This window comes from Paracoccus versutus (genome assembly GCF_000763885.1).
In the GTDB taxonomy this organism is placed as follows: domain Bacteria; phylum Pseudomonadota; class Alphaproteobacteria; order Rhodobacterales; family Rhodobacteraceae; genus Paracoccus; species Paracoccus versutus.
Genome location: NZ_JRKO01000002.1, coordinates 112,207 through 137,228, shown reverse-complemented (window position 1 = coordinate 137,228; position 25,022 = coordinate 112,207). Strand labels below are relative to the sequence as shown.

Annotated in this window: 21 protein-coding genes and 1 other RNA gene; 8 read left to right on the top strand and 14 right to left on the bottom strand. The window is 68.2% G+C overall.

The window, feature by feature from the left end:
• Nucleotides 1-11: 11 nt before the first annotated feature.
• The 4 genes from IT40_RS01735 (at nt 12) to IT40_RS01720 (ending at nt 2,639) form a co-directional block, all read left to right on the top strand.
• The gene (locus IT40_RS01735) at nt 12-467 is read left to right on the top strand and encodes an Lrp/AsnC family transcriptional regulator (protein ID WP_240540449.1); all 456 of its coding nucleotides are present in this window, start codon (nt 12-14) and stop codon (nt 465-467) included.
• A 17-nt stretch (nt 468-484) separates the two neighbouring features.
• Nucleotides 485-955, top strand: coding sequence for a VOC family protein (locus IT40_RS01730; protein ID WP_036749693.1), 471 nt, complete (start codon nt 485-487; stop codon nt 953-955).
• Nucleotides 956-1,019: 64 nt separating this feature from the next.
• Nucleotides 1,020-2,075: a lysine-2,3-aminomutase-like protein gene (locus IT40_RS01725; protein ID WP_036749690.1), complete on the top strand. Its 1,056-nt coding sequence runs from the start codon at nt 1,020-1,022 to the stop codon at nt 2,073-2,075.
• A 78-nt stretch (nt 2,076-2,153) separates the two neighbouring features.
• The gene (locus IT40_RS01720; RefSeq protein ID WP_036749687.1) at nt 2,154-2,639 is read left to right on the top strand and encodes a hypothetical protein; all 486 of its coding nucleotides are present in this window, start codon (nt 2,154-2,156) and stop codon (nt 2,637-2,639) included.
• Here the strand turns inward: IT40_RS01720 and IT40_RS01715 are convergent.
• The 6 genes from IT40_RS01715 to IT40_RS01690 all read right to left on the bottom strand — a co-directional run bounded on the left by IT40_RS01715 (nt 2,636) and on the right by IT40_RS01690 (nt 10,328).
• Nucleotides 2,636-3,853: a glycosyltransferase gene (locus tag IT40_RS01715; protein WP_036749685.1), complete on the bottom strand. Its 1,218-nt coding sequence runs from the start codon at nt 3,851-3,853 to the stop codon at nt 2,636-2,638. The two genes, IT40_RS01720 and IT40_RS01715, sit on opposite strands and share 4 nt — an antisense overlap.
• Complete coding sequence (locus IT40_RS01710) at nt 3,850-5,466, bottom strand: ABC transporter ATP-binding protein (protein WP_036749682.1); 1,617 nt, start codon at nt 5,464-5,466, stop codon at nt 3,850-3,852. The genes IT40_RS01715 and IT40_RS01710 overlap by 4 nt, the downstream gene beginning before the upstream one ends.
• Nucleotides 5,463-6,569, bottom strand: coding sequence for an ABC transporter permease (locus tag IT40_RS01705; protein ID WP_036749679.1), 1,107 nt, complete (start codon nt 6,567-6,569; stop codon nt 5,463-5,465). Before IT40_RS01705 ends, IT40_RS01710 begins: the two co-directional genes overlap by 4 nt.
• A complete protein-coding gene (locus IT40_RS01700) occupies nt 6,569-7,708 on the bottom strand; it encodes a microcin C ABC transporter permease YejB (protein ID WP_036749676.1) in 1,140 nt (379 codons plus the stop codon). Before IT40_RS01700 ends, IT40_RS01705 begins: the two co-directional genes overlap by 1 nt.
• Nucleotides 7,709-7,751: 43 nt before the next feature.
• Complete coding sequence (locus tag IT40_RS01695) at nt 7,752-9,614, bottom strand: extracellular solute-binding protein (RefSeq protein ID WP_036749673.1); 1,863 nt, start codon at nt 9,612-9,614, stop codon at nt 7,752-7,754.
• A gap of 183 nt (nt 9,615-9,797) precedes the next feature.
• Nucleotides 9,798-10,328 carry a c-type cytochrome gene (locus IT40_RS01690; protein ID WP_036749670.1) on the bottom strand — a complete coding sequence of 177 codons (531 nt, stop codon included), beginning with the start codon at nt 10,326-10,328 and terminating at the stop codon, nt 9,798-9,800.
• Between the two features lie 163 nt (nt 10,329-10,491).
• Between IT40_RS01690 and IT40_RS01685 the strand changes: the two genes are divergently transcribed.
• The gene (locus IT40_RS01685; RefSeq protein ID WP_036749667.1) at nt 10,492-11,382 is read left to right on the top strand and encodes a prephenate dehydratase; all 891 of its coding nucleotides are present in this window, start codon (nt 10,492-10,494) and stop codon (nt 11,380-11,382) included.
• A gap of 12 nt (nt 11,383-11,394) precedes the next feature.
• Here IT40_RS01685 and IT40_RS01680 read toward each other — a convergent pair whose 3' ends face one another.
• Nucleotides 11,395-11,859, bottom strand: a complete 465-nt coding sequence (locus IT40_RS01680) for a hypothetical protein (protein ID WP_036749665.1) — start codon at nt 11,857-11,859, stop codon at nt 11,395-11,397.
• A gap of 204 nt (nt 11,860-12,063) precedes the next feature.
• Here IT40_RS01680 and IT40_RS01675 point away from each other — a divergent pair, with 204 nt between their 5' ends.
• Both IT40_RS01675 and ffs read left to right on the top strand, forming a co-directional pair.
• Nucleotides 12,064-13,875 (top strand): bifunctional 2',3'-cyclic-nucleotide 2'-phosphodiesterase/3'-nucleotidase, encoded by a 1,812-nt coding sequence (locus IT40_RS01675; protein ID WP_243700104.1) that lies wholly within the window; start codon nt 12,064-12,066, stop codon nt 13,873-13,875.
• Nucleotides 13,876-13,923: 48 nt separating this feature from the next.
• An RNA gene (ffs, locus tag IT40_RS27225) (signal recognition particle sRNA small type) lies at nt 13,924-14,020 on the top strand.
• Nucleotides 14,021-14,077: 57 nt separating this feature from the next.
• Here the strand turns inward: ffs and IT40_RS01670 are convergent.
• From IT40_RS01670 to IT40_RS01650, 5 genes are all read right to left on the bottom strand, one after another.
• Nucleotides 14,078-15,133 carry a patatin-like phospholipase family protein gene (locus tag IT40_RS01670; RefSeq protein ID WP_036749771.1) on the bottom strand — a complete coding sequence of 352 codons (1,056 nt, stop codon included), beginning with the start codon at nt 15,131-15,133 and terminating at the stop codon, nt 14,078-14,080.
• 244 nt (nt 15,134-15,377) lie between these two features.
• Nucleotides 15,378-16,505: a peptide chain release factor 2 gene (prfB, locus tag IT40_RS01665; RefSeq protein WP_036749659.1), complete on the bottom strand. Its 1,128-nt coding sequence runs from the start codon at nt 16,503-16,505 to the stop codon at nt 15,378-15,380.
• A 76-nt stretch (nt 16,506-16,581) separates the two neighbouring features.
• Nucleotides 16,582-19,119: a penicillin-binding protein 1A gene (locus IT40_RS01660; protein ID WP_036749657.1), complete on the bottom strand. Its 2,538-nt coding sequence runs from the start codon at nt 19,117-19,119 to the stop codon at nt 16,582-16,584.
• 70 nt (nt 19,120-19,189) lie between these two features.
• Nucleotides 19,190-20,425, bottom strand: a complete 1,236-nt coding sequence (locus IT40_RS01655; RefSeq protein ID WP_036749655.1) for an N-acetylmuramoyl-L-alanine amidase — start codon at nt 20,423-20,425, stop codon at nt 19,190-19,192.
• Entirely contained in the window at nt 20,422-21,558 is a 1,137-nt protein-coding gene (locus tag IT40_RS01650) for a pyridoxal phosphate-dependent aminotransferase (protein ID WP_036749652.1), read from the bottom strand. Before IT40_RS01650 ends, IT40_RS01655 begins: the two co-directional genes overlap by 4 nt.
• Before the next feature lie 135 nt (nt 21,559-21,693).
• Between IT40_RS01650 and IT40_RS01645 the strand changes: the two genes are divergently transcribed.
• On the top strand, nt 21,694-22,446 hold the full coding sequence (locus tag IT40_RS01645) for a DsbA family protein (protein ID WP_036749649.1): 753 nt from the start codon (nt 21,694-21,696) through the stop codon (nt 22,444-22,446).
• An 87-nt stretch (nt 22,447-22,533) separates the two neighbouring features.
• Here the strand turns inward: IT40_RS01645 and ispG are convergent, their stop codons facing one another.
• Together ispG and IT40_RS01635 are read right to left on the bottom strand one after the other, a co-directional pair.
• Nucleotides 22,534-23,658: a flavodoxin-dependent (E)-4-hydroxy-3-methylbut-2-enyl-diphosphate synthase gene (gene ispG / locus IT40_RS01640; RefSeq protein WP_036749646.1), complete on the bottom strand. Its 1,125-nt coding sequence runs from the start codon at nt 23,656-23,658 to the stop codon at nt 22,534-22,536.
• Nucleotides 23,659-23,782: 124 nt separating this feature from the next.
• Nucleotides 23,783-25,003 (bottom strand): helix-turn-helix domain-containing protein, encoded by a 1,221-nt coding sequence (locus tag IT40_RS01635; protein WP_036749643.1) that lies wholly within the window; start codon nt 25,001-25,003, stop codon nt 23,783-23,785.
• Nucleotides 25,004-25,022 lie beyond the last annotated feature (19 nt).

Below are 25,022 nucleotides of genomic sequence, written 5' to 3'. Positions count from 1 at the left end.
AAGAAATGCGCATGGATGGATTCGACATCGCCATTCTCGACGCCCTGCAGCGCGACGGGGCGATGACCAATGCGGCGCTGGCCGAGCTGGTGAACCTGTCGCCCTCGCAATGCTCGCGCAGGCGTGCGGCGCTGGAAGAGGCCGGGGTGATCGAGGGCTATGCCGCCCGGCTGAACCCGCAGAAGCTGGGCTTCGGGCTGCGCGCCATCATCCGCGTGAACCTGCGCAGCCACGGCCAGGGGAAGGAGGACGATTTCGCCCGTTTCGTCGCCGCGCATCCGCAGATCCGCTCGGCCTTTTCGGTTTCGGGCGATGCCGATTACATCCTGGACGTGCGGCTGCGCGATCTGGAGGCATTTTCGGATTTCATCCACCGCCACCTGCTGCCGCAACCGCAGGTGGCCCAGGTGCGTTCCGAGATCGTGCTGAAGACGCTCAAGGACGACCGCAGCCTGGTGCTGCCCTGAAATAAGGGGGAACCGCGATGAAAGTCACCCAGCATCTCTGGTTCGAACGCGACATGGAGGCGGCGGTGCGCTTTTACTGTGCGCTGATCCCCGGCTCGTCGCTGGACTGGCTCTCGACCGTTCCGGGCGACACGCCCTCGGGGCCCGACGGCAGCATCGGGCTGGCGGGCTTTACCCTGGGCGACCAGCGCTCCATGGCGATCGAGGCCGGGCCGCTCGACCCGTTCAACCACAGCTTCTCGGTCATGGTCGAATGCGACGACCAGGCTGGGATCGACCGGCTGTGGGACGCGCTGCCGGAAGGCGGCACGGCCGAGCAATGCGGCTGGCTGCGCGACCGCTGGGGCCTGTGCTGGCAGGTCGTCCCGAAACGGCTGGGCGAGTTGATGGCGGACCCCGACCCCCAGGTCGGCCGCCGCGTCACCGCGGCCATGCTGACGATGGTCAAGCTCGACATCGCCGCGCTGGAGGCGGCGGCACGGGGCTGAGCCCTTGCCAAGACCGGCCGGCGGGTCGATAAACCGCCCTTCCCTTTCGCCGCAAGAGGCCGCCTTGTCCCAGCGCCCGATCACCACCGTTCCCGCCCTGGTCGAGGCCGGCCTGGCCGATGCCGCGCAGGCCGAGGCGCTGGACGCGGTCGCGGCCGAGTTCCGCATCCGCATCCCCGCCGCCATGCGCCAGGCCATGCGCGCGCCCGGCGACGGCGTCGCCGCGCAATTCCTGCCCGATGCGCGCGAATTGCAGATCCGCCCCGAGGAACTGGCCGACCCCATCGGCGACGCCTGTTTCAGCCCGACCCCCGGCCTGACCCATCGCTATCCCGACCGGGTGATCCTGCATGTCACCAAGACCTGCGAGGTCTATTGCCGCTTCTGCTTTCGCCGCGAGGTGGTGGGCGAGGAAGGCAGCCTGCCCGAGCCCGACCTGGCCGCCGCGCTGGACTATGTCGCCCGCACCCCCGCGATCCGCGAGGTGATCCTGACCGGCGGCGACCCGATGGTGCTGTCGGCGCGCCGCATCTCGGCGCTGATGGCGCGGCTGGAGGCGATCGCCCATGTCGACGTCGTCCGCTTCCATACCCGCGTGCCGGTGGTCGCCCCCGGCCGCATCGACGCGGCCATGCTGGCGGCGCTGCGGCCGGCGCGGCTGGCGGTCTGGGTGGTGATCCACACCAATCACGCGCAGGAACTGACCGAGGCCGCCAGCGCCGCGCTGGCGCGGCTGGCCGATGCGGGCGTTCCGCTGTTGTCGCAGACCGTGCTGCTCCGGGGGGTGAATGCCGATCCCGACATCCTGGCCGAGCTGTTCCGGGCGCTGATCCGCAACCGGGTCAAGCCCTATTACCTGCATCATTGCGACCTGGCGCGCGGCACCGGCCATTTCCGCACCTCCATCGCCGAGGGGCAGGCGATCATGGCGGCCCTGCGCGGGCGGCTGTCGGGGACATGCCTTCCGACCTATGTGCTGGACCTGCCGGGCGGGCATGGCAAGGTGCCGCTGGGGCCGGACCATGTCCAGGCGACCGCGCCCGGCCGCTATGCGATCCGCGACTGGCGCGGGCGGCTGCACGAATATCGCGACCCGGAAGGTGCCGGCCCTGCCGATTGACCGCGGGGCGGCCGCGGCGCAAGGGAACCCGGCCGGCCCCGCGCATGTTTCCTCTGCGAACAGCCGAAGGACCGGCCCATGCGCAACCCGCTTCTTTCCCTGATCCTCTGCGCCGCGCTGATGCCCCCCGCAGCCATGGCCCAGGATTACGAGCCCCCGCTGGCCGACGAGCCGCCGCCTTCGGAGGGCCTGCCCCCGCCGGAAGAGCCCGACCCGCTGGAACGCGGGCTGGAAAACTTCATGCGCAACCTGCTGCAACAGGCCGAGCCGCATCTGGACCGTCTGGGCCGCGACCTGGGCGATACGCTGGGCGCGGTCGCGCCGGTGCTGCAGGACATCGGCAAGCTGATGGACGACGTGCGCAATTACCAGGCACCCGAGCGGCTGGAGAACGGCGACATCCTGATCCGCCGCCGCGCGGACGCGCCGCCGCCCCCGCCGGTGGGCGATGCGCTGCGCGACATGCTGCGCCCCGCGCCCGAGGACGACCCCCGCCTGGCCCCGCCGCCGGAAGCGACGCCGCCGCTGCCCGAACGCGACCCGGAAAACGAGATCGAGCTTTAGGGCGCGAAGCTTTCCACCCAGTCGATCAGCCGCGGCAGGCAATGCCCGTGCAGGTCATAGCCCCGCAGGATGGTCTGGCGCGCCGCCGCCTGCAGGCGCGGTGCCTCGGGGTCGCCGGCAAGGCCGCGGATCAGCGCCGATTCCAGCGCGGGCTGGTCGAAAAAGGGCACCAGCCGTCCGTTCTCGCCGTCGCGGACCAGTTCGCGCACCGGCTCGGTGTCGGAACCGACGACATAGCAGCCGGCCGCCATCGCCTCGGTCAGCGACCAGCTGAGGACGAAGGGATAGGTCAGGTAGCAATGCACCCGGCTGACCTGCAACAGCGCCAGATACTGCGGATAGGGCACCCGGCCCAGGAAATGGATGCGCCCAAGGTCCAGCCGGCCGTCGAGTTCGGCCAGCAGCTTTTCCCGCCAGTTCGGCGCGTCCTTGGGCAGGCCGCCATAGCTGGCCCCGTCGGCGCCCACCAGCACCACCTGCGCCTCGGGCCGCGCCCGCAGCACCTCGGGCAGCGCGCGCATGAAGCGGTGAAAGCCGCGATAGGGCTCCAGCGAGCGCGAGACATAGGTCAGCACCTCGTCCCCCGCCCGCAGCGTGCGGCCGTCGGGCAGCGCAAGCTCGGCCGCCGGGTCGGGACGGACCTTCTGCGTGTCGATGCCGTCGTGGATCACCGTCAGCTTCCGGCGCAATTCCGGCGAAAAGGAATTCGCCTGGTATTGCGTCGGCGACAGCCCGGCATCGGCCTGCACCAGCCCCTGGATCAGATGCGCCGAGCGCGCGACGGTGCCGATCCGCCCCTCGTCGCTGCCGGGGGTGATCTCGGGGTCGAAGCCGACGTCATGGCCGCGGGTGCGATACATCAGCTCGGCATAGACCAGCAGCTTCGCCTCGGGCCAGATTTCGCGCAGAAACAGCGTCTCGCCCCAGCCGCTATGGCCGAAGATCAGGTCGGGCGCATAGCCGTGCCGGTCGCGCAGGGCGCGGCAGCCGCGGGCCGCGACCCAGCCCCGCTCGGCCATCTCGCTGTAGGTCCGGCCCAGCGAGGGCGGCAGCTTCAGCTCGTCCGGCGTCTTGTAGCGCAGCACGCGGACCGGCGAGGCACGCTGGTTCTTTTCATCCGTCAGCGCCGTCACGTGATGGCCGCGCGCGGCCAGGGCCGGCGCCAGATGCAGGAACTGGCCGGGAAAATTCTGGTGAACGAACAGGATCTTCAACTTGTTACCTTAAGGTCTTCACTTGTTACCGCAAGAAATGCCGCCGCGATCAGCTGGCGGGTGTAATCGCTTTCGGGCCGTTCGAAAACGGCGTCGGTCGAGCCCTGCTCGACCACCTCGCCGGCGCGCATGACCATGATCTGGTGCGACATGGCGCGCACGACGCGCAGGTCGTGGCTGATGAACAGGAAGGCCAGGCCGTGCTTGCGCTGCAAGCGCCGCAAAAGCTCGACGATCTGCACCTGAACGGTCATGTCCAGCGCGCTGGTCGGCTCGTCCAGCACCACCAGCTTGGGGTTCAGGATCATGGCGCGGGCGATGGCGATGCGCTGGCGCTGGCCGCCGCTGAACTCGTGCGGGTAACGGTGCATGGTGGCGGGGTCCAGCCCGACCTCGCGCATGATCGCATCGACCATCTCGCGGCGGTTGCGGCCCGGCTCGATGCCATGCACGCCCAGGCCCTCGGCGATGATCTGCTCGACCGTCATGCGCGGGGACAGGCTGCCATAGGGGTCCTGGAACACGATCTGCATGTCGCGGCGCAAGCCGCGCAGCGCCCGGCCCGGCACGCGGGAGATGTCGCGGCCCATGTAGAGGATCGGCCCGTCACTGTCGATCAGCCGCATGATCGCCAGCGCCAGCGTGGTCTTGCCGGAACCGGATTCGCCGACGATGCCCAGCGTCTCGCCGGCACGGACCGAGATGGTGGCGCCGTTCACCGCCTTCACATGGCCGACGGTGCGGCGCAGGAAGCCGCGCTGGATCGGGAACCAGACCCGCAGATCCTGCGTCGCCACGACCTGCGGCGCATCGGCGGGGATGGGATCGGCCCTGCCCTTGGGCTCGGCCGCCAGCAGCATCCGGGTATATTCGTGCTGCGGATGGGCGAAGATCTGCTCGACTGGCCCCTGCTCGACGATCTCGCCGCCCTTCATCACGCAGACCCGGTCGGCGATGCGGCGCACCAGGCCTAGGTCGTGGCTGATGAACAGCATCGACAGCCCCTCGGCGGCCTTCAGCTCCGCCAGCAGCTCCATGATCTGCGCCTGGATGGTCACGTCCAGCGCCGTCGTCGGCTCGTCGGCGATCAGCAGCTCCGGCCCGTTCGCCAGCGCCATGGCGATCATCACCCGCTGGCGCTGGCCGCCCGACAGCTGGTGCGGGTAATCGGCCAGCCGCGTTTCCGGGTCGCGGATGCCGACGCGGGTCAAAAGCTCGATGATCCGCGCCCGCGCCGCCGCGCCGCGCAGCCCCTGGTGCAGCGCCAGGCTTTCGGCCAGTTGCCGCTCCAGCGTGTGCAGGGGGTTCAGCGAGGTCATCGGCTCCTGGAAGATGAAGCTGATGTCGTTGCCGCGCACCCGGCGCAACTCCGCCTCGGAGGCGCCCAGCAATTCGCGCCCGCCGTAGCGGACCGAGCCCGCGACCTCGGCCGCCTCGCCCAGAAGCCGCACGGTCGACAGCGCCGTGACCGACTTGCCCGAGCCGGATTCGCCGACCAGCGCCACCGTCTCGCCCTTGCCCACGGTGAAGCTGACGCCCTTGACGGCGGGCACCAGTTGCCCGTCCTGCCGGAACCCCACCCGCAGGTCGCTGACTTCCAGAACCGGGGTCATCGGAAGGTCTTTCTTGGGTCGAAGGCGTCGCGCACGCCCTCGAAGATGAACACCAGCAAGGACAGCATGATGGCGAAGCTGAAGAAGGCGGTGAAGCCCAGCCAGGGCGCCTGCAGGTTCTGCTTGGCCTGCAAGGCCAGCTCGCCCAGCGAGGGGGCCGAACTGGGCAGGCCGTAGCCCAGATAATCCAGCGCGGCCAGCGACGAGATGGTGCCGGTCACGACAAAGGGCAGCATGGTCAGCGTCGCCACCATGGCGTTGGGCAGGATATGGCGGAACATGATGATGCGGTCACTGACCCCAAGCGCGCGCGCGGCGCGGACATATTCGAAGTTGCGCGCGCGCAGGAACTCGGCCCGCACCACGCCGACCAGCGCCGGCCAGCCGAACAGGATCGAGACGAAAACCAGCAGCCAGAAACTTCGCCCCAGGATCGCGAACAGGATGATAATCACGTAAAGCGAAGGGGTTGAGCCCCATATCTCAAGCAATCTCTGGAACACCAGGTCGGTGCGGCCGCCGAAATAGCCCTGCACCGCCCCCGCCGCGATGCCCAGAACCGAGGCGACCACGGTCACGATCAGCGTGAACAGGATCGACAGGCGAAAGCCGTAGATCACCCGCGCCAGCACGTCGCGCGCGGTGTCGTCGGTGCCCAGCCAATGCGCCGCATCGGGCGGGCTGGGGGCGGTGCCGACATTGTTGATGCTGCGGTAGTGATAGGGGATCGGCGGCCACAGCATCCAGCCGCGCTCGACCGCCTCGCCCGCGACCTGGCCGGTCTCTCGCGCCTCGCGCTCGGTCGCCTCGGGGTCGTCCCAGCATTCGGGCCGCCCGCCGGTGCGGATCAGGCATTGCACGCCCGGATCGGTATAGATCGCCTCGGTGCCGAAATCGCCGCCGAAGGCGGTCTCGGGGTAGAAGCGATAGACCGGGAAATGCAGCTCGCCCCGATAGCTGACCAGGATCGGCTTGTCATTGGCGATCAGTTCCGCAAACAGCGAGGCCACGAACAGGATGGTAAAGACCACCAGCGACCAGAAGGCGCGCTTGTTGCGGCGGAAATTGCGCAGCCGGCGGCGGTTCAGCTCGGTCATCGCCATCAGCCGGCCCTCCGCTCGAAGTCGATGCGCGGATCGACCAGCACATACATCAGGTCCGACAGGATGCCGACCAGCAGGCCCAGCAGGCCAAAGACGTAAAGCGTGCCGAAGATCACCGGATAGTCGCGCTGCACCGCCGCCTCGAAGCCCAGCCGGCCCAGCCCGTCGAGCGAGAAGATGGTCTCGATCAGGATCGACGAGCCGAAGAACACGCCCAGGAACATGGACGGGAAGCCGGCGATCACGATCAGCATGGCGTTGCGGAAGACATGGGCGTAAAGCACCCGGCGCTCGGTCAGGCCCTTGGCGCGGGCGGTGATGACATATTGCTTGTTGATCTCGTCCAGGAAACTGTTCTTGGTCAGCAGCGTCAACGTGGCGAAGCTGGAGATGGTAGTGGCCAGGACCGGCAGGGTGATGTGCCACAGGTAGTCCTTGACCTTGCCCCAAAGGCTCAGGTCGGCCCAATTGTCCGAGGTCAGCCCGCGCAAGGGAAAGATCTGCCAATAGCTGCCGCCCGCGAACAGCACCATCAGCAGGACCGCGAACAGGAAGGCGGGGATGGCATAGCCCACGATGATCGCGCCCGAGGTCCAGGTGTCGAAGGGCGTGCCGTTCCTGACCGCCTTGCGGATGCCCAGCGGGATCGAGATCAGATAGGCGATCAGCGTGGACCACAGCCCCAGCGTGATCGAGACCGGCATCTTTTCCAGCACCAGGTCGATGACCGAGATCGAGCGGAAGAAGCTGGTGCCGAAATCGAAGCGGACGTAATTGCCCAGCATGACCAGGAAACGCTCGGCCGCGCCGATCTTTTCCTTGCTGCAATCGGGGGATTTCAGGTCAGGCTCGCCTTGGTGGTCGGGCGTGCAGGCGATGCGGGCAAAGCCCATCTGCACCTCGAGCTGGTCCAGCAGCTCGGGCGGGATGCCGCGGGCGCCGGCATATTCGGTGTTCTGCGGCGACTCGCCCGCCCCGCCGGTGATGTTGCGCAGCGCATCGCCCTCGCCCTGGACGCGGGCGATGATCTGCTCGATCGGACCGCCGGGGACGAATTGCGTCAGCGTGAAGTTGACCAGCATGATGCCGATCAGCGTGGGTATGATCAGCAGCAAGCGCCGCAGGATATAGGCTGCCATCCGTCCCCTTGCTCCGCCTTGATCCGCGCCGGCCCCCTGGGCCCTAGCGCAGCGCGCCGGATTGTTTCAGCTTTGCCGCCTTATCCGCGTCATACCACCAGAAATCAAGCTCACCCAGCGCATAGGGCGGCAAGGTCTCGGGATGGGCGAAGATGTCGTAATAGGCGACGGTATGCTCGGCCTTGAACCATTGCGGCACCCAGAAGTGCTGCGCGCGCAGGCTGCGGTCCAGCGCATGGGCCACGGTGATCATCTCATCCTCGCTCCTGGCCTCGATGCCCAGCTGGATCAGCCGGTCCACGGCCGGATTGGCCATGCCCATGGCGTTGAACACGTCGCCCACGTTTTCCGAGCCGAAGGTCTGCTCGGTATCGCCGGTCAGGAAATAGCCCTGGAGCAGCTGATCGGTGACGATGTCGAAGTCGTGGCTGCGGGTCCGCGCGGTCAGCTGCGCATCGTCCACCCGCAGGTTCACCGCGTCGATGCCCACCGCGCGCAGGTTCTGCACGAAGGGGTTGATGACGCGGTCGAAGGTGGCGCTGTCGTTCAGGAACTCGACCCGCAGCACCTCGCCCTTGGCGTTGCGGCGCATGCCGTCGGCGCCCGGCTTCCAGCCCGCCTCGTCCAGAAGCTGCGCCGCGCGGCGCATGTTGCGCCGGTCGAGCTGGGTCTTGCCCGAGACAGGCTGCAGCACCGCATCCTCGGTCAGCACGCCCGGCGGCAGATCCTTGGCCAGGGGCTCGAGCAGCGCCAGCTCGGCCGGCGTGGGCTTGCCCTCGGCCATCAGCGGGCTGTTTTCCCAGGGCGAGTTCACCCGCGCGTAAAGCCCATAGAACAGCGTCTCGTTCGACCATTCGAAGTTGAACATCAGCCCAATGGCCTCGCGCACGCGGATGTCCTGGAACTTGGGCCGGCGCAGGTTGAAGACCCAGCCCTGCCCCGAGGCGATGCTGCCGTCGGGCAGCGCCTCCTTTTTCACCGCGCCGGATTGCACGGCGGGGAAATCATAGCGCGTCGCCCAGTGGATCGAGCTGGCCTCGTTGCGGAAGGTATAGACGCCGGCCTTGAACGCCTCGAAGGCGCTGTCGTAATCGCCGAAATACTCGACACGGATGCGGTCGAAATTGTGCCGGCCGATGTTGATCGGCAGATCCTTGCCCCAATAGTCGGGATTGCGCCGCAGGGTGATCGAGCGGCCCGCATCGGCCCGGTCGAACATGTAAGGCCCCGAGCCGACGAAGGGGATGTTGCTCGACTGCTCGATGTCGCGCTTGTTCTTGCGGAAATCCTCGCGCGAGAAGACGATCTGGCCGCCCACCGACTGGATCACGTCGCGGCGCGGATAGTCCGGCCGGAAGATGAACTTGATGGTGCGGTCGTCGATCACCTCGGCCTTGGCGACGATCTTGGAAATGATCGTGCGGTATGAGGACAGGCCCTTGTCGCGCAGAAGTTCAAAGGAAAACAGCACGTCATGCGCGGTCAGCGGCGTGCCGTCCGAGAATTTCGCCTCGGGGCGCAGGTGGAAGATCACCCAGTCGCGGCTTTCGGGATATTCGATGGTCTCGCAGAGCAGGCAATAGGCGGTGCCGATCTCGTCGGCGACGCTTTCCATCAGCGGCTCCAGCATGGCGTTGGAAAGCAGGGCCGCGCGGCCGCGGTGGGTATAGGGGTTGTAGCTGTCGAACCCGCCGCTGAACCATTCCGAAATCTCGCCGCCCTTGGGCGCATCGGGGTTCACATAGCGCAGATGCGGGAAATCCGCGGGCAGCTCGGGCTCGCCGAAGACCGAGATGCCATGGGACACGATGGTCCGGGGTTCCTGCTGCTCCTGCGCCAGGGCCCAGCCGGGCAGAAGCGCCATGAATGCAACCATCGGGGCATGTCGCAGGAAACGCATCGTCATCGGGTCTTGTCGATCCTTGTTCTGGTCTTGCTCGGGCGGCGGCGGGCCGCCGGCGGCAAGGCTAGCAGCCCACGGGCCCGGTTCAACATGCAAATGCGTGATCCGCCGCGCGGGGACCTTGCCGCGGCAACGAAAAAGGGCGCCCCAAGGGACGCCCCATGCCTGCCGCGCGGGCCGGGCGGCTTACTGCTGGCCTTGCAGATAGGCGATCAGGTTGGCGCGATCCTCGACCTTGGGCAGGCCGGCGAAGGTCATCTTGGTGCCCTTGACCACGGCCTTGGGGTTGGCGAGGAATTCTTGCAGCGCCTCGGGCGTCCAGTCGCCGCCATGCGCCTTCATCGGCTCGGAATAGTTGAAGCCGCCGACGCTGGCCACCGCGCGGCCCATGACGCCGTTCAGATGCGGGCCGACGCCGTCGTTGCCGTCCAGCTTGTGGCAGGCCTTGCACTTGCCAAACACTTTTTCGCCCGCGGCGGCATCGGCCGAGGCCAGCACGGTGGCGAAATCAGGGCCCTCCTCGGCAGCCTCGTCATCGGCGCCGCCGGCATCCTCGACCGGGATGGTATAGGCCTGGGCATGTTCCTCGCCCTCGGCGCCATGGCCCGAGACGCCGACATGAAAGACGCCCGATGCCGCCCAGCTCATCAACAGCAGGAACAGAAGCGAGCCGATCAGCGCACCGGCTGCCTTGGTGACGGTCATGGTATCGAACATGTCTGCGGATCCCCTGGGCTGTCCGTGGATTTGGCCGTATCTACCCGCTTTTGTTCCACCGGTTCAAGGTGTAGTTGTCGCTGGCAAAGCACAAAACCGACCACGAGGCCGGCCCGCCACGGGGGCATGGCCCAGGCCGCCACCCCAAGCCAAGGTGTGATCCATGACCGACGCCCCCACCCAGAACGTGATCGCATTCCAGGGCGAGCCCGGCGCCTACAGCCATCAGGCCTGCCGCTTCTATCGCCCGCAGATGGAGGCGCTGCCCTGCCGCACCTTCGAGGACACGATCGAGGCGGTGCGCGGCGGCAAGGCCGAACTGGCGATGCTGCCGGTCGAGAACTCGACCTATGGCCGGGTCGCCGACATCCACCACCTGCTGCCCGAAACCGGGCTGCACATCATCGACGAGGGCTTCGTGCGGGTGCGCATCAGCCTGCTGGCCGTGCCCGGCACCAAGCTGTCGCAGGTCAGCGACGCGATGAGCCACCCGGTGCTGCTGGGCCAGTGCCGCGGCTTCCTGCGCCGCCACGCCATCCGCGGCATGGTCGGCGCCGACACCGCCGGCTCGGCGCTCGAGGTCGCGCGGCGGGGCGAGCCGTCGCTCGCCGCCCTGGCCGCGCCCCTGGCGGGCGAGATCTACGGGCTCGAGGAACTCGCCTCGGGGATCGAGGACCGGCAGAACAACACCACCCGCTTCCTGGTCATGGCGCGCCAGCCCGATTTCAGCCGCCGCACCAATGCCCAGGGCGGCACGACGATGATGACCAGCTTCGTGTTCCGGGTGCGCAACATCCCGGCCGCGCTCTACAAGGCGCTTGGCGGCTTTGCCACCAACGGCGTCAACATGACCAAGCTGGAAAGCTACATGGTGGACGGCGTCTTCACCGCCACGCAATTCTATGCAGACATCGAGGGCCACCCCGAGGATCCGCATGTCGCCCGCGCGCTGGAAGAGCTGGACTATTTCACCTCCAGCCTGAACATCCTGGGCGTCTATCCCGCCGATCCGCTGCGCGCCGCGCAATCGCAGGCGGCGGCCGCCGCCCGATAGGCGGGCCGGCCGTCAGGCAGCCTGCGCGCCCGCGGTCAGGTCGGCGATGAACTCGCCGATCCGCCGGGCGAACTTGCGGTCCAGCTGCGCCTTGCCCAGCTTGGCAGTCTGCAGCATCAGCCGCGCCTTCATGCTGCGCGGGCGCGCCTCGGTCTCGAAGATCAGCCGCGATTTCGTCCGGGTCAGCGCGACCACGGTCATGCGGATGACCAGGTCAAGCTGGTCGGAGGTGGCGTTGATGACCATCGCCTCGGGCGCGTCCAGCCGCGCCACCTCGGCGGTCACTTCGCGATGGCGCCCGCGCCAGTCGAAGCCGATCAGCCAGCGCATCCCGACCCCAGGGGCGGCCAGGTCGTCCAGACGGCGCACCGTGGCCCCGCGCCGCACCAGCATCCGCTCGATGGCGTGAAAATTGCTGGCCGCACGGAACAAGGCCTCCGCGGCCAGATCGACGTCCCTTCGGGTCGAAAACTTCATGGCTGATCCAGTCAAATCAAAGAAACAACGCGCCGCCGCGGTTCATCCCATGTTGCGCCGGGGCATGCAAGCCGCCGCCTGCGAGCGCTGATCAGCCGCAGGCGTGAAATGCAATCTGCGGTTGCATTATGGGCGAATAGTCTGCATTCATGCGGCATGACTTGCATAGGCCCCATCACCAAGCCGCATTTTGGCGCCAAGTCCATGGCAGTTCGCGTCTTGGCGACGACCGACCTGCACATGCATATGCTGGGTTATGACTATTTCGCCGACCGCCCCTCGGGGCGGCTGGGACTGTCGCGGGCGGCGGCGCTGATCGCCCGCGCACGCCAGACGGCGCGCAATTGCCTGCTGTTCGACAATGGCGACGGGCTGCAGGGCAGCCCGATGGGCGACTACCTGGCCGAGATGGACGACATCGGCACCCGCCAGCCGCATCCGGCCATCGCGGCGATGAACGCGCTTGGCTATGACGCGGCGACCATCGGCAACCATGACTTCAGCTTCGGCCTGGGCTTTCTGCGCCGCACGCTCGAAGGCGCCGAGTTTCCCGTGGTCTCGACCAACCTGCGTCCGCTGCGCCCGCTGCCGGTGCAGACCCATGTCCTGCTGACGCGGCAGTTCCGCGACGACCAGGGCCGGCCGCATGCGCTGCGCATCGGCGTGCTGGGCTTTCTGCCGCCGCAGACCGTGGAATGGGAACACGGGCTGAAAGCCGAGATCGCGGTCCAGGACATCCTGCTGGCCGCCCGCACCGGCATCGCGGCCCTGCGCGAACAGGGCGCGGACCTGATCGTGGCGCTGGCCCATAGCGGCATCGGCGCGCTCTCCCCGGCGCCGATGATGGAGAACGCGGCCACCGCGCTGGCCGCCCTGCCCGGCATCGACGTGGTGATCGCGGGCCATACGCATCGGGTGTTTCCCTCGGCCGACCATCCGCAGGGGCCGGGAATCGACGCCCGCCGCGGCACGCTGGCCGGCAAGCCCGCGGTCATGCCCGGCTTCTGGGGCTCGCATCTGGGGGTGATCGACCTGCGGCTGGAACCCCTGGCCCAGGGCTGGCGCATCGCCGACTTCACCTGCCGCGCCGAGCCGGTCGGCGCCGAAGAGGACCATCCCGCCGTCACCGGCCCCGCCCTTTCCGCCCATCGCCAGACCCTGCGGCATTTCAGCCGCCGCATCGGCCGCACCGAACGGCCGCTGAGCAGCTATTTCTCGCTGATCGGCGAGGATCCCGGCCTGCGGTTGGTGGCCATGGCGCAGCGCTGGCACGTGCGGCGCGCCCTGCGCGGCACGCGCTGGCAGGATCTGCCGATCCTGTCGGCGGTCGCGCCGTTTCGCGCCGGCGGCCGCGGCGGGCCGCAGCATTACACCGACGTCCCGGCCGGGCGGCTGACGCTGCGCAACATCGCCGATCTCTACCTGTTCCCGAACCGGATCTGCGCCATCCGCCTGACCGGGGCCGAGCTGCGCGAATGGCTGGAGCGCTCGGCCAGCATGTTCCTGCGCATCGAGCCGGGCAAGCCGGACCAGCCGCTGATCGACCCCGAGTTTCCCAGCTACAATTTCGACATCATCGACGGGCTGGGCTGGCAGATAGACCTGAGCCGCCCGCCGCGCTACGCGCCCGACGGACGGCTGGCCCATTCCGATTCGCACCGCATCTGCGCGCTGACCCACCGCATGCGCCCGGTCGCGCCGGACCAGCCCTTCATCCTGGTGACGAACAGCTACCGGCTGTCGGACAGCGGGCTCTTCGCCTCGGTGGCGGCGGGGCGACCGGTGCTGCTGGACGGCTCCTCCCCCACCCGCGAGGTGCTGCGCCGCTATGTGGCGCAGCGCCGGGTGCTGGCCCCCAATCCCCGCGCGGGCTGGAGCTTTCGCCCCCTGCCCGGCACCTCGGTCCTGTTCAAGACCGGGCCGGCCGCCGCGGGGCACCTGGACGGGCTTTCCACGCCGGTCGAGCCGGCCGGAATCGCCCCCGACGGCTTCCTGCGCCTGCGCCTGCATCTGTAAGCGGCCAAGCCGCTTGCATCCCGCCGCGCGCGCGCCTATCTAGGCGGCGAGAGGTTGGCGCGGGCAGGCGCCTCGCCAACCCGGTCAGGTCCGGAAGGAAGCAGCCGTAACGAGCCCCGCTTGGGTCGCTGTCCAGCCTCTCACCCAGCTTCCCGCGGATCGCCAAGGCCCCCTGCCGGGATGCGGCCGAACAGGGCCCAAGCTATCTGCGGCCGAAAAGCTGGGACAGGTCGTAGGAATCGCGCTCGCCGATATTGCCGGCATCCTTCTCCAGGAATCGCTCGGCCGCCTCGACCCCGGCATCATGCATGCGCTGCAACAGGCCGGGATTCGGCAGCAGCTTGGTCCGCGCGCTCAGCGAATTCATCAGATCCTCGTCCATGATCGCATGCAGCAGCACGTTCTTCATCGGCCGGCCGGTCAGCCGCTCCTCGGCATGCAGCCGCTTGACGAAATTGATCGCGCGCAGTTCGGCCAGGAGCGCCGCGTTGAAGCTGATCTCGTTCACCCGGTCCTGGATCGCGGCCGGGGTCTTGGGGATCGCCTCGCGCAGCATCGGGTTGATGTTGACGATGACGATGTCGCGGGGCAGGTCCGGGCGATACAGCGGGAACAGCGCCGGATTGCCGGAATAGCCGCCGTCCCAATAGGCCTCGCGCCGGCCGGTCAGCGGGTCGTCGATCTCGACGGCGCGGAACAGCTCGGGCAGGCAGGCCGAGGCCAGCACCGTATCGACCGTCACCTCGGCCCCGCCAAAGATCCGCACCAGCCCGGTGCGCACATTGGTCGCGGTGACGAAAAGCACCGGCCCCTCTTCGCGGCCCAGCCGGGGATGCGGCATCTCGCGCAGGATGGCGGCCAGCGGGTTGGTATAGAACGGACCCGAATCATAGGGGCTGAACACCCGCGTCAGCGATCCCAGCCAGGCCACGGGGGAAAACAGCTCGGTCAGCCGCTGCCAGGCGCGCGGCACCGGGAACATGGAATGCAGCCAGCGCACCACGGAATTGTCGCTGACCTGCCCGACCTGCGACCAGATATGCGCCAGGTTCTGCCGCGCCGCCTCGCGCCCGCGCCGGCCCGGCCCGCAGGACAGGCCGGCCGCCAGCGCCGCCCCGTTGAGCGCCCCGGCCGAGGTGCCGCTGATGCCGCGAATCTCGATGTCCGGCTCGTCCAGCAGCCGGTCCAGCACCCCCCAGGCAAAGGCGCCATGCGCGCCGCCGCCCTGCAAGGCCAGGTTGATCCGCTTGACCGCCATGCCGCCCCCGTCCGCTGCCATCCGCGTCACAGGCTAACCCGGCACCGCGCGACACAAAACCCCGGAACCCACGCCCGGCCTGCGCGCTTCTTCGTTCCTCAAATACCCATGCCGCCGTGCCAACGTCGCCCATGCATGGGTATTTGAGGAACAGAGAAAACACTCGCACAATGCCCCGCATCCGCGCCGCACCTGCTTCACCGTTTCCCGAATACCCACGCGACCGCGCAATGGGCGCGGCGGATCAGTCTTCGGCCTGCGCCTCGGCCCGCGACTTGCCGGCCACATCCAGTGCCAGCGTCGCGGCCATGAAGGCATCGAGCGCCCCGTCCAGCACCCCTTGCGTATCCGAGGTCTCGTGCCCGGTGCGCAGATCCTTCACCATCTGGTAGGGATGCAGCACATAGGAGCGGATCTGGTTGCCCCAGCCGGCATCGCCCTTGGCCTCGTGCTGGGCGTTGATTGCGGCGTTGCGCTTGTCCAGCTCCAGCTGATAAAGCCGCGCCTTCAGCGCAGCCATGGCGTTGGCGCGGTTCTGGTGCTGCGACTTTTCCGAGCTGGTCACGACGATGCCCGTCGGCAGGTGGGTGATGCGCACCGCCGAATCGGTGGTGTTGACATGCTGCCCGCCTGCGCCCGACGAGCGGTAGGTGTCGATCCTGATCTCGTTGTCGGGGATGGTGATCTCGATATTGTCATCCACCACCGGATAGACCCAGACCGAGGAAAACGAGGTATGCCGCCGCGCCGCCGAATCATAGGGCGAGATGCGCACCAGCCGATGCACGCCCGATTCCGACTTCAGCCAGCCATAGGCGTTCGGCCCGGAAATCTTGTAGGCGGCGGAACGGATCCCCGCCTCTTCGCCCGGCGTCTCGGACAGAAGCTCGACATTGTAGCCCTTCTTCTCGGCCCAGCGGACATACATCCGCGCAAGCATGCTGGCCCAGTCGGCGCTTTCCGTGCCGCCGGCCCCGGCATTGATCTCGAGGAAGGTGTCGTTGCCGTCGGCCTCGCCGTTCAGAAGCGCCTCCAGCTCCTTCTGCGCGGCCAGTTCCGCCAGGGATTTCAGCGCGCCCTCGGCATCGGCGACGATCTCGGCATCGCCCTCGGCCTCGCCCAGCTCGATCAGCTCGGCATTGTCCTTGAGCTCGGTGTCGATGCGGCGATAGGTCTCGACCGCATCCGACAGCATCTGCCGGTCGCGCATCAGCTTCTGGGCACGGGCCGGGTCGGACCAGATGTCGCCGGCCTCGATCATGGCGTTCAGCTCTTCCAGCCGGTGCGGCGCGGTTTCCCAGTCCATGCGCTGGCCGAGCAGTTTCAGCGATTTGCGAATCGCCTCGATGGTGGCTTGGGTTTCGGCGCGCATGGGCACTCTCTGGGTTCGGATTTCGGTCAGGGCAGGACAAATAACGCGGGCGGCGGGCGGCGGCAAGCGCCAGCCCTCAATACAGCCCGCCCGAGGACAGGGTGCCGAAATCGGCCTTCTTCGGGATCACCTTCTTCTTGCCGGTCGAGGTCGTCACCGCCTGCCCGCCGTCGCGCGCCTCGGTGAACAAGGGCAAGGTGCCCGGATCGGCACGGCCGAAGCCGCCGTCGACCAGCATCAGCCCGGTCAGATCCTGGCCGTCGCGGAAATATTCGGCGATGACGTTGTCGCCCTTGGCATCCGGGCCCAGGATCGCGCCGCTGAAGCGGTCGATGTTGACGAAATGCCCGCCCGGCGGAACCTTGAAGGCGGTGCCGCCGAATTCCTTGACCGCCTCTTGCATGAATTCGTTGAAGACCGGCACGCAAAGCGTCCCGCCATAGGCGTTGGCGCCCAGCGTGCGCGGCTGGTCGTAGCCCAGATAGCAGCCGGCGACGATGTTCGAGGTGAAGCCGATGAACCACACGTCCTTGGCATCGTTGGTGGTGCCGGTCTTGCCGGCCACGGGCACCGGCAGGCTGACCCCGCGCCCCGAGCCGCGCTTGACCACGCCCTCGAGCATCGAGGTCAGCTGGTAGGCGGTGATCGCGTCCATCACCCGTTCGCGGTTCGAGCGGATCTCGGGCGCGGCGCCGGCGGGCAGGGTCGGCTGGCCGCAGGTCACGCAGTCGCGGCGGTCGTGGCGATAGATGGTGCGGCCGCGGCGGTCCTGCACGCGGTCGACCAGCGTGGGTTCCACCCGCTCGCCGCCATTGGCGAACATGGCATAGGCGGCGACCATCTTGAACAGCGTCGTTTCCTGCGCGCCCAGCGAATTGGCGAGGAAATGGCCGAGATGGTCGTAGACCCCGAATTTCTCGGCATATTTCGCCACCGTGTCCATACCGATGCCCTGGGCGATGCGGATGGTCATCAGGTTCCTGGACTGCTCGATCCCGGTGCGCATCGGCGTCGGGCCATAGAACTTGCCGCTGGCGTTCTTGGGCGTCCACAGCCCCTGCGGCGTGTTCACGGTGATCGGCTCGTCCACGACGATGGTCGCGGGGTTGAAGCCCGAATCCAGCGCCGCCGCATAGACGAAGGGCTTGAAGCTGGAGCCCGGCTGGCGCTGCGCCTGGGTGGCGCGGTTGAAGACCGAGCTTTGATAGGAAAACCCGCCCTGCATGGCGATGACGCGGCCGGTGTTCACGTCCATGGCCATGAAGCCGCCCTGCACCTCGGGCACCTGGCGCAGGGTCCAGCGGATGAAGCTGCCGTCGCTGTCGCTGGTCATGCGCCGCACCAGCACCACGTCGCCCAGTTCCAGCAGGTCCGAAGCCACCTTGGCCTTAGGCGCCAGCGTGCCGTCGGCCAGCCGCTTCCTTGCCCATTGCACGTCCTTGGCGGGGATCTGGGCGGTGCCCTCGATCCCCTCGATGCCGATGGTGGCCTCGCTGTCCCCCAGCGCCAGCACCGCGGCCGGAAACCAGCCATCGATGTCGCGGGGCACATCGGCATCGGACAGCGCCGCGCGCCATGCCTGCTCGTCGCCCAGTTGCTCGGCCGGGATCCTGACGCGGGTGCCGCGCCAGACGCCGCGGCCGCGGTCGTATTTCTCGAGCGCCTGCTGCAGCGCATGGGCGGCGACCTGTTGCAGCTGGGGGTCGATGGTCGCCCGGATCGCCAGCCCGCCGCCGAAGAACTCCTCGGCGCCGAATTGCGCCGAAAGCTGGCGGCGGATCTCGTCGGTGAAATAGTCGCGCGGCGGCAATTGCTGCTGGAAGGCGGGGAAATCGCCGTTCTGGACGGAACGCAGCGGCTGCCTGGCCTCGGCCTCGTAGGTGGCCTGGTCGATATAGCCGTTCTGCCACATCTCGCGCAGGACATAGTCGCGCCGTTCGGTCAGCGCCTCGCGGGCGCGGACGGGGTGATAGCGGCCCGGCGCCTTGGGCATGGCGGCCAGCGTCGCCGCCTCATGCGGCGCAAGCTCGGTCAGCGGCTTGTTGAAATAGCTTTGCGCCGCCGCGGCCACGCCGAAGCTGTTCTGTCCCAGGAAGATCTCGTTCAGGTAAAGCTCGAGGATCTGGTCCTTGCTGAGCGTCGATTCCAGCCGGGTGGCCAGGATCAGCTCCTTGATCTTGCGCTCGACGCTGCGGTCGCTGGACAGCAGGAAGTTCTTCATCACCTGCTGGGTGATGGTCGAGGCGCCGCGCAGGTTGCGCCCGCCCGAGCTGATCGCATCCAGCGCCGCCTTGCCCATGCCCATCGGGTCGAAGCCGTGATGGCTGTAGAAATGCTTGTCCTCGGCGCTGATGAAGGCCTGCTTCACCAGGGGCGGGATCTCGTCGATGGGCACGAAGATGCGGCGTTCCTCGGCGAATTCGTCGATCAGCCGCCCTTCTGCGGAATAGATCCGGCTGATGGTCTTGGGCGCGTATTGCGCCAGCTGCTCATGGCTGGGCAGGTCGCGCGAATACATCCAGAACACCGCGCCCACGGTCAGGGCGATGAAGAAGACCGCGGTCACGAGCCAGGAAAAGATCGCACCGATGAAGGACAGCAGGAAGCGCAGCAATGGGCAAGCCTCTGGGGATAACCTGCGCCTCTATAGACAGCGAGGCCGCGCCCGTCAAAGCAACCTTGCGCTACTTGCGCAGCAGGGCGGCGCGGGCGGCATCGTCCTGCGCCCAAAGCCCGATGGCCTGGGCCAGCGCCTGCGCGGTCTGCGCGCGCCACTCGGGGTCGAACAGGTTGGCGCGGTCGCCCGGATCGGTCAGGAAGCCCAGCTCGACCAGGACCGAGGGGATGTCGGGCGATTTCAGCACCGAAAACGCCGCGCCGCGCACCGGCCTGCGGTGCATGGCGATGCCCGCCCGGTTCAGCTCGGAGACCGCGAACTTGGCGAAGGCTTCCGAGCGCGGATGCGTCTCGGTCCGCGCCAGGTCCATCAGCACGTCGGCCAGCTGGTCGTCGGTCCCCGACAGGTCCAGCCCGGCCAGCAGGTCGGCGCGGTCGTGGCGCATGGCCAGCTCGCGCGTGGCGCGGTCGTCGGCCTGCGGGTTCCAGACATAGATCGACAGCCCCGCCGCCTCGCCCGCCGGCAGCGCATCGGCATGGAGCGAGATGAACAGGTCCGCCTGCTCGGCGCGGGCAATGGTCATGCGCCGCTCCAGCGGGATGAAGCTGTCGTCCTTGCGGGTGGCAATGACCTCGAAACCGGCGCGGTTCAGGATCTCGGTCAGTTCACGGGCAAAGCCCAGCATCAGCGCCGCCTCGCTGATCGCGCCGACCTGGGCGCCGGGGTCGTGGCCGCCATGGCCGGGGTCCAGCGCCACGCGCAGGGGCCGGGTGCCGGCGCGGCGCGGCGGCAGCGGCGCCACGGCCGCCGGCTGCGGCAAGTCCCACAGCGCCGAAAGCGCATTGCCGCGGGTGACGAAATCCTCGGGCTTCACCGGCTCCATGCGCAGCTTGACCAGTGCCCCCTGGGCGCCGCCCTCGGCCGGGCTTTGCACCGCCAGCCGCAGCGCATAGGGGCCGGGCAGTTCCATCACCAGCCGCGACCAGCCGGGGCGAAAGCCCCCCCAGCGCAGCGCCGGCACCAGTTCGCGCCCCGGCAGCGCCTCGGCATCGGCGCCGGAAAAGTCGATCTCGCGGAAATCCACCACCAGCCGCGGCGGCCCGTCCAGGAAATAGACCCGATAGGGCACCGGCCGGCTGATCGTCAGCCGCAGCTCCATCGGCCGCGGCTTGCCGCGGTCGCGCCCCTCGGCCACCAACGAGGATTGCGCCAGATCGACCGTCGCCACGGCCGGGCGCGCGCCGTCATCGGCCAGCGCAGGCCAGGCAAGCCAGACCAGCAGGATGGCGCAAAGCCATCTCATCGCGCCGCCATGAAGGCCGCCAGACGGTCGAGCCCCTCGGCGATCTCGGCTGCCCCCGCCGCATAGCTGAAGCGCAGGGTCTGTGCGCCGCGATGGGGGTCGAAGTCCAGGCCCGGCGTCACCGCCACCCCGGCCTTTTCCAGGATTTCCGCGGCAAAGGCCAGGCTGTCCGTCGTCAGCTCCGACACGTCGGCATAGATGTAGAAGGCGCCTTCGGGCGGCGCGATGCGCGAAAATCCGATCTTGGGCAGCCGCTCCAGCATCAGCCGGCAGTTCTCGGCATAGACGGCCAGGTTCGCCTCGGCCTCATCGACGCAATCCAGCGCCGCCAGCGCCGCGACCTGGCTGGCATGGGGCGGGCAGATGAACATGTTCTGCGCGATCCGCTCGACGGTGCGGATCATGCCGTCGGGCACCACCATCCAGCCCACGCGCCAGCCGGTCATGCTGAAATATTTCGAGAAGCTGTTGATGACGAAGACCTCGTCCGTCACCTCCAGCGCGGAATGGAAGCCCGCGCCATAATCCAGCCCGTGATAGATCTCGTCCGAGATCACGTTCATGCCCAGCTCTGCCGCGCGCGCGGTCAGCCCCGCCAGCTCCTCGCGCCGCAGCACCGTGCCCGAGGGGTTGCCGGGCGAGGCCAGGATCAGCCCCTGCGCATCCGTCGGCAGGTCGCCCGGGCGCGGCTGATAGCGATCCTCGGCCCGCGTCGGGATGCCCACCGGCTCCAGCGACATGCCGCGCAGGATCTGGCGATAGCTGGGATAGCCCGGCTCGCCGAGCGCCACCCGCGCGCCCGCGTCGAAAAGCGCCGAGAAGGCCAGGATGAAGGCGCCCGAGGAACCCGGCGTCACCACCACCCGCGCCGGGTCGAGGTCGAGCCCATACCAGCGCTTGTAAAGCCCGGCGATGCCCTGGCGCAGTTCCGGCAGGCCAAGCGCGACCGTATAGCCCAAGGGCCGGTCCAGCGCCGCCGCCAGCGCCCGCCGCGCGCCTTGGGGCGCCGGGGTCGAGGGCTGGCCGACCTCCATGTGGATGATGCGGCGGCCCTGGGCCTCGGCCTTGCGGGCGGCCTCCATCACATCCATGACGATGAAGGGATCGACCTGCCCGCGGCGGGATTGTCTCATGTCAGCCAGCCTCATGGTTTTGGCCGGGTATCCGCCCTGCGGCCGGCCCGGTCAAGCCCGCGTGATGCCCCGGCCGGGCGCTTGCAACGCCCCGCGCAAGCGGTCAAGTTGCCGGGAACTGGAGAGGATTGCCCGATGAAAGCCCTTGTGACCGCAGCGCTGCTGGCTGCCACCGCCCTGCCCGCCGCGGCCTTCGACCCCGCGAACATGACCGAGGCCGAGAAGGCCGCCTTCGGCGAGGCGGTGCGCGACTACCTGATGGCCAATCCCGACGTGCTGATCGAATCGATCAACGTGCTGGAGGAACGCCGGCTTGCCGACGAGGCCCGCAACGACGAGCTGCTGGTCGAGAACAACCGCGAGGCGATCTTCCAGGACGGCCACAGCTGGGTCGGCGGCAATCCCGAGGGCGACGTGACCCTGGTCGAGTTCGTCGACTACCGCTGCGGCGTCTGCAAGCGGGTCAGCCCGGACGTTGAGAAGCTGATCTCGGCCGATGGCAATATCCGCTGGATCGTCAAGGAATTCCCGATCCTGACCCAGGAAAGCGACATGGCCGCGCGCTTTGCCGTCGCGGTGCAGCAGGAAGCCGGGCCCGACGCCTACAAGAAGGCGCATGACGCGCTGATGGAATCGCGCGGGTCGGTAAACCTGGAAAGCCTGGCCAAGCTGGCCGGAGACCTGGAGCTGGACAGCCAGGCGGTGCTGAACCGGATGAACACCGAGGAGGTCTCGGCCGTGCTGCGCAAGAACCACCAGCTGGCCGAGCAGATGCGGATCATGGGCACCCCCACCTTCATCATCGGCGGCGAGATGCTGCGCGGCATGCCCACCGAAGGGCTGGAGGGCGCGATTGCCCGTGCGCGCGAGGCCAAGGCCGAGGGCTGAGGCTGCGCCGCCTGGGCGAGTTGCGCGGGCGGCATGGGTATTTCTGGAACGAAGAAGCATGGGGCGGCGCATGGGGCCGCCCTTTGGCTATTCGGCGGCGGCGGATTGCGCGGCCTCGATCTCGGCGGCGCGTTTCTCGACCAGCTCGACGATATGGTCGACCATCTGGGCGTTGGTCATCTTGTGGTTCTGCTTGCCCGCCAGATAGACCATGCCCGAGCCGGCACCGCCACCGGTGAAGCCGATGTCGGTCATCAGCGCCTCGCCCGGCCCGTTCACCACGCAGCCGATGATCGACAGGCTCATCGGGGTCTTGATGTGTTCGAGGCGCTTTTCCAGGGTCTCGACCGTCTTGATGACGTCGAAGCCCTGGCGCGCGCAGCTGGGGCAGGAGATGATCTGCACGCCGCGGGTGCGCAGGCCCAGCGATTTCAGGACCTCGAAGCCGACCTTGACCTCCTCGACCGGATCGGCGGACAGGCTGACCCGGATCGTGTCGCCGATGCCCATCCACAACAGGTTGCCCAGGCCGATGGCGGATTTCACCGTGCCGGAGACCAGCCCGCCGGCCTCGGTGATGCCCAGGTGGATCGGCGCATCCGTCGCCTCGGCCAGCTGCTGATAGGCGGCAGCGGCAAGGAAGACGTCCGATGCCTTCACGCTGATCTTGAATTCGTGGAAATCATTGTCCTGCAGGATGCGGATATGGTCGAGGCCGGATTCCACCATCGCATCCGGGCATGGCTCGCCGTATTTCTCCAGCAGGTGCTTTTCCAGGCTGCCGGCATTCACGCCGATTCGGATCGAGCAGCCGTGGTCGCGGGCGGCCTTGATCACCTCGCGCACGCGGGCGGCGTCGCCGATATTGCCGGGGTTGATACGCAGGCAGGCGGCGCCGGCCTCGGCGGCCTCGATGGCGCGGCGGTAGTGGAAATGGATGTCGGCCACGATCGGCACCGGGCTTTCGCGGCAGATCTCGCGCAGGGCGCGGGTCGAGGCCTCGTCGGGGGTCGAGACGCGGACGATGTCGGCGCCGACGTCGGCGGCGCGGATGATCTGGTCCAGCGTCGCGCGCACGTCCGAGGTGTCGGTATTGGTCATGGTCTGCACGCTGATCGGCGCGTCGCCCCCGACCGGCACGTTGCCGACCATGATCCGGCGCGACTTGCGCCGGTCGATATTGCGCCAGGGGCGGATCGGATTATGCGACATGGCTGGGGCCTTTTCCTGCGCCAGAGGCGGATTCACCCGTCAGAAATAGGCCGATGCGGCCGGACGGGCAAGCCATCCGACCCCGGTCGGGCGCGCGATGCCGCATCCGTGACCCCGCGGCCGGTCAATCCTGCGCGGGGGCCTGGTCCGGCTGCTCGGCCGATGCCAGCGCGACCATCTCGGCCAGCTGCGGATCCTTGCTGAGATCGGCAAAGGCATATTGCGCCGTCAGCGCCGTGGGCGACAGCTCGACATTCTTGACCACCCTGGCGCCGGGCGCCGCCGGGCCATAGGTGCGGCCGTTGACCGCGAAATAGACCGCGCCGGAATTGCCCGCGCGCAGCACCGGCGGCGCTTCCAGCTTGGGCAGGGCGAAACGTTCGCCCGCGTCCATGGTCTTTTCCAGCAGCACCGTGCCGTCGGCCGAGGTGACGCGCACCCAGGCGGGACGGGCGGTCAGGATCTCGATCTCGGGCGCATCGGGGGCGACGGTGCGCACCGCCGCCTGTTCGGGCGGCATCTGCGGGCCATAGACCCGGTCCTGGACCGCGGCGGTGCGGGTTGCGGGCGCGGCGCCTTCCGGCTTGGCCGCCGGCACGTCCAGCCGCGGGTCGATGGCGGCGATGGGCCCGTCGCGGGCGACCAGCACCGGCAGCTCCAGCGCCTGCGGGCGATAGGTGCGGTCCAACCCCTCGGGGCGCGGCAAATTGACCTGGGCCGATTCCACGGTCTCGGGCTCGGCCGCCTCCTGCACCGGGTCCAGCGCGGCGATGACGCCGGGGGCCTGCTCGCCGGGGGTCAGGTTGACCTTCTGCACCTCTTGCAGCACGGCCCAGCCGCCATAGCCCAGCCCGCAGGCCAGCACGACCATGACCAGCAGCGAGCCGATGGCCCGCGGCTCGATCGAGCTCCAGATGCTTTCCTGCCGGGGCAGGAAGATCGGATGCGGATTGGCCAGCGCCTCGGCCGGGTCCGAGGGCCGGCGCTGCGGCTTTGGCCCGGCGGCGGCAGGGGCCATGCCATGCGTCGGCTGGAAGCCCGATTCCTGGCAGAAGCGGCGGAAGGTCCAGTCGGCGTCCATGCCGAGATAGCGGGCATAGGAGCGGACATAGCCCGCGATGAAGCTGGGCGTGTCGAAGGCGGAAATGTCGCAATTCTCGATGGCGGCGACATAGGAGGCGCGAATGCGCAATTCGCGCTGGACATCCAGCAGCGACTTGCCCAGCGTGGCCCGTTCGCCCCGCATCAGATCACCGAGACGAATGTCAGGATCGTCGAAACCGGGCGGCAAGGCCGCCGGCTCCTCATGGCCATTGGACGGGGGATTACCCCTTAGCCCGATCATTGCGCCTGCCCCATTCTTT